Here is a 3,832-nt window from a genome sequence, read left to right as displayed (position 1 = left end):
CGGCCAGCTCGGCGTGGTGCTCCGGGGTGCGGTCGGCCGGCCGGCGGGCGGTGAGTCTGCGCTCCGTCTGGAGGTGCGCGAGCACGTCGTGCGCCGGCAGCGTGAGGGCGCGGGCGTGGCTCTGCTCGTCGGCCAGCTCGGCCGCCGTGTAGCCCCACAGGCAGGTGAGGCAGATCGCGGGGACCATGAAGGGGACGACGAACGAGGAGCGCAGCGGACTGCGGTGGGCGGAGCGGTTACGGGTCCGCCGGTCGCGGATGCCTGGCATCTGATTCCTCGTACAGCAGCGACACACCTGGACCGGCGGACGGGTGGGCCCGGGGGGCTTCTCCGTCCGGCCGGTGGACTCGGCGTGTTCGAATGTCGGCGATGAGCTGCACCGTATCAGGATCATGGCGCAGCGTCAGCATACGCCCGAGGCAACTTCCGCACGTCACGGCACAGTTGGCTCCGGTACAAGACCGCCGAAGAGGGGGCGGGGCGGACAGGGGGTCACAGGAGCGCCAGGAGCCTCGGTGTGAAGAGCGCGCTCGCCGGGGCGATTCCGGCGACCGTGTCGAAATAGATCGAGGTGAGCTCCTCGTCCTGCTGGACGGCCCGCAGCAGGGACAGGCGCTGCTCGTGCGGGTCGAGGCGGGCGACGCCGAGGGTCGCCTCGTAGCCGCCCATGAGGGCCTTGTCGCGGTCCTCGCTGAAGTCCTTGAGGGCCGTGTCGAGGACGGCGGGGTCGTCACCGAGGGTGCCGGTGAGGCGGTCGGTGAGGAGTTCGACCTGCCGGTAGCCGTCGCTGATGCCGCGGGCGGTGATGGAGTCCTTGTGGTGTCCGGCGTCCCCGACGAGGACCCAGCCGGGGCCGTTGGCCTTGCGGAAGAAGTTCTGCTGGCGTCCGGTGCCGCGCAGTTTCTCCAGGGGTTCGCCGCCCGCGATCCGCTCGTACAGGTCGGGGGCGGTGTCCTGGACCTGGGCGAGGTAGGCGGCGTGGGCGTCGGCGCGGACCTCGGGGTAGCGGTCCTGCGGGAAGTAGGCGAGGACGAGGGTGGCGTCGTCGTGGGTGGGTACGGCGGCCACCCAGCTGCGAGGCTTCTCGTACAGTTCCAGCGCGTTCGTCGCCTTCGGGTAGTACGCGTAGTACGCGCAGGTCAGGCGGGGGTGTTCCACGGTGTAGGGGGCCCCGACGAGGGCTCCGACGGTGGAGCGCATGCCGTCCGCGCCGATGACGAGCCGGGCGGTTTCGGTGAAGGTGCGTCCCCCGGATCTTCCCCGAACCCCCACGACCCGGCCGGTCTCGTCGTGGAGCAGTCCGTTCACTTCGCACCGTTCGCGGTATTCCGTGCCCTCCTCCACGGCGGCGTCGATCAGCAGCGGGTCGAGGATGTTGCGGCGCGGGGAGTAGGCCGCGCGCTGGCCCTCCACGCCTCGGGCGCAGCCTTCGAGTCTGATGTCGTCCACCTCGTAGCGCACGCGCTCGATGGGTGGGCAGCCGGTCTCGCGCAGTCTGTCCAGCAGGCCCCAGCGGGCCAGGGTGGCGACGCCGGGCTGGTGCAGCAGGTGGGTGGAGAGGGTGTCCGTGCCGTAGGCCGTCCGGTCCAGAAGCAGGACCCGGTAGCCGGCTCGGGAGAGCAGCATGGCGGTGGGTGCACCGGCGCAGCGCGCCCCCACCACGATGGCGTCGAACATGTCGGAGCCTTACATGTCGGCAACTAGGGGATGAGGTGTGGGGGGTGGTGAGGACCTGGGGTCCGTCGGAGCCCTGGGGGATGTCAGCCGTCCCGGCCCAGTGCGGCGAGCAGGGCACGCCGGTCGATCTTGCCGTTGGCGTTCAGGGGCAGCGCGTCGAGGACGGTGATGCGCCGGGGCATCATGTAGGGCGGCAGCTCACCGCCAACCGCCTCGTAGAGGGCGTCGGGGCCGCCGTCGCCGGTGACCGCGGCCAGCAGTTCCGGTTCGCCGTCGGCCGCGACGGCGGCGATCACGGCGGCGTCGCGCACGCCTTCCTGGCGGCGCAGGGCGGCCTCGATCTCGCCCAGTTCGATGCGGTGGCCGCGGATCTTGACCTGCTGGTCGGTGCGGCCGAGGTGGACGAGGGCGCCGCCCTGCCGGGTGACGCGGTCTCCGGTGCGGTACCAGTGGCCGGGGGCCGGGGCGCCGTCGGTGGGCCGGAGTTCCTCGTCGAGGAAGCGTCCGGTGTTCTCGCCGGGGTCGAGGTAGCCGGCGAAGCGCAGTGCGCCGCGCACGCACAGTTCGCCGGTGTCGCCGGGCCGGCCGTCCTCGCCCAGCAGGACCGCTTCCACGCTCGGGTGGGGGGTCCCGATGGGGGCGGTGCCGCCCGGGGTGTCGGGCCAGTCGGCGGGGTCGTCGGGCAGGAGGTGGCCGGTGCAGGAGATGGTGGCCTCGGTGGGGCCGTACAGGACGTCGATCCGGCTTTGGGGGGCCGCCTCGCGCCACTCCCGGGCGGCCTGGAGGGGGAGGGGTTCGCCGCCGAAGACGCTCCATCTGAGGGTGGGCATGGCGCCCGGCGTGAGGGTGCCGAGCCGGGAGGCGAAGGAGATGAGGGACGGTACGGAGAACCAGTGGGTCAGGCGCAGGGTGTTGACGGTCCGCACCGGTGACATGAGCTGGGCCCGGCGGGGCACCACGAGCGTCCCGCCCTCGGCCCAGGCGACGAAGAGGTCGTGCACCGAGCCGTCGAAGGTCAGCTCGAAGCTCTGCGAGAGCCGGCTGCCGGGGCCGATGCCGTAGCGGCCCGCGAGGTCGTCGAGGTAGGCGCAGATGTTGCGGTGCGCGACGGGGACGCCCTTGGGGCGGCCGGTGGAGCCCGAGGTGAAGATGAGGTAGGCGGTGTCGTCGGGGGCGGGGGGCGTGTACGGCCGGGCGGGCGCGGCCTGCTCCGCCCATGCCTTCACCTCGTCCACGCCGACGGCGAGGACGGGCACGCCCACGTCGCCGGGCCCCTCTCCGGCGGCGTCCGCGAGGATCAGGTCGAGCCCGGCGGCGCGGCCGATGTCGGCGGTGCGGGCGCTGGGGTGCTCGGGGTTGAGGGGGACGACGGCCGCGCCGGCCCGCAGGGCGGCGAGCCAGCCGGCGTAGGCGGGCAGGGTGCGGGAGGCAAGGAGGCCGACCCGTTTCACCGCGCCGATTTTTTCGGCCAACTCTTCGGCCGCTGACCGGAGTTGACGGTACGTCAGTGCTTCTCCCCCGGCTTCGAGGGCGGTCTCGCCGGGATGTCGCTCGGCCGCCTCGGCGAACCGGCTGTACAGATCGAGCGGTCCGCTCATCGGGCGACCGCCTCCAGGGTCCGGGTCCACGTGCGCAGTTCCCCGACCGTGCGGAGCAGGCCCAGTTCCTCCGGGTCGATGTCCTGGCCGGTGCGTTTGGCGAGGTCGACGACGATGCGGAGCTTGGCGAGGGAGTCGATGCCGATGTCGGTGAGGGTGGAGGTGTCCTCGAAGGCGGTGCGGGCGTGCTCGCGCAGCACCCAGGCCGCGAGGTCGTCCTCCTGCGCGTCCTCGGTCCGCTCGCCGGCCCAGTAGCGCTTGGTCTGCCAGGGGTAGCCGGGGACCGGGACGTAGCGGCCGGCCTTGCCGACGGCGGGCTCCCAGTCGACGTCCTCGCCCGCCGTGTACCGCGCGGCGAGTTTCGCGAGCGTGCCTCGCGCGGCCCGCCCTTCGCCCTTCAGCCGGGCGAGGAGTTCCGCGTGGGTCGCGCCGACCACGGCCAGCCGGTGCTCCGGGTGGTGGTCGCGGCGCAGGGCGGCGGTGTGGCAGATGTCCCGGACCGGGTGGGCGGCGCCCATGCCGGCGTACTGGGTGCCCTGGCCGCTGAAGAGGAACGC

At 73.0% G+C, this 3,832-nt stretch carries 4 protein-coding genes; all 4 read right to left on the bottom strand.

Translation table 11 applies throughout. The annotated features are described in order from the left end of the window. Positions 1 to 268: hypothetical protein (locus tag ACVNF4_RS33570; protein ID WP_461806651.1), on the bottom strand; the 268-nt coding region annotated here is incomplete at its 3' end. Between the two features lie 224 nt (positions 269 to 492). Next, on the bottom strand, positions 493 to 1,677 hold the full coding sequence (locus tag ACVNF4_RS33565; RefSeq protein ID WP_461806650.1) for an FAD-dependent oxidoreductase: 1,185 nt from the start codon (positions 1,675 to 1,677) through the stop codon (positions 493 to 495). 83 nt (positions 1,678 to 1,760) lie between these two features. Beyond that, on the bottom strand, positions 1,761 to 3,275 hold the full coding sequence (locus ACVNF4_RS33560; protein WP_461806649.1) for an amino acid adenylation domain-containing protein: 1,515 nt from the start codon (positions 3,273 to 3,275) through the stop codon (positions 1,761 to 1,763). After that, the coding region (locus ACVNF4_RS33555) for an acyl carrier protein (protein ID WP_461806648.1) at positions 3,272 to 3,832 on the bottom strand (561 nt) is incomplete at its 5' end. The genes ACVNF4_RS33560 and ACVNF4_RS33555, both read right to left, overlap by 4 nt.

This window comes from Streptomyces sp. S6, assembly GCF_054880855.1.
Note: the sequence above shows the minus strand (reverse complement) of the source record. Positions and strands in the feature narration are given on the sequence as shown.